The 397-nt window shown below is 74.3% G+C and carries 1 pseudogene; it reads left to right on the top strand.

The annotated features are described in order from the left end of the window. Positions 1–397 (top strand): annotated as a pseudogene (locus IE312_RS42550) (FAD-binding oxidoreductase); the annotation flags it as partial.

The following is a 397-nucleotide window of genomic DNA, read 5'->3' as shown; positions in this document are numbered from 1 at the left end:
CGGGCGAGGTGATCACCGACGGCTGGCGGTCCACGGAGGTCCGGGACGCCCTCGACCTCTGCCTGTCCTGCAAGGGCTGCCGCTCGGACTGCCCGGTGGGCGTCGACATGGCCACCTACAAGGCGGAGTTCCTCCACCACTACTACGCCGGCCGCCGCCGCCCCGCCGCCCACCACAGCATGGGCCTGCTCCCCGAGTGGCTGCACTGGACCGCCCGCACCCGAACGGCCGCGCTGGTCAACGCCCTGGCCGCGGTGGGACCGCTGGCTGCTCTCGCCAAGCGCCTGGGCGGCATCACACCGGAACGGCAGATTCCGCGCCTGGCGACACGGACCTTCACCTCGTGGTGGCGCGGACGGAAGCCCTCCGGGGGAACGGGGGGCCGGCCGGCCGCGGA

This window comes from Streptomyces capoamus (assembly GCF_014654935.1).
GTDB lineage: Bacteria > Actinomycetota > Actinomycetes > Streptomycetales > Streptomycetaceae > Streptomyces > Streptomyces capoamus.
The sequence above is the reverse complement of the archived record's forward strand: the minus strand, read 5'-3'. Positions and strand labels throughout refer to the sequence as shown.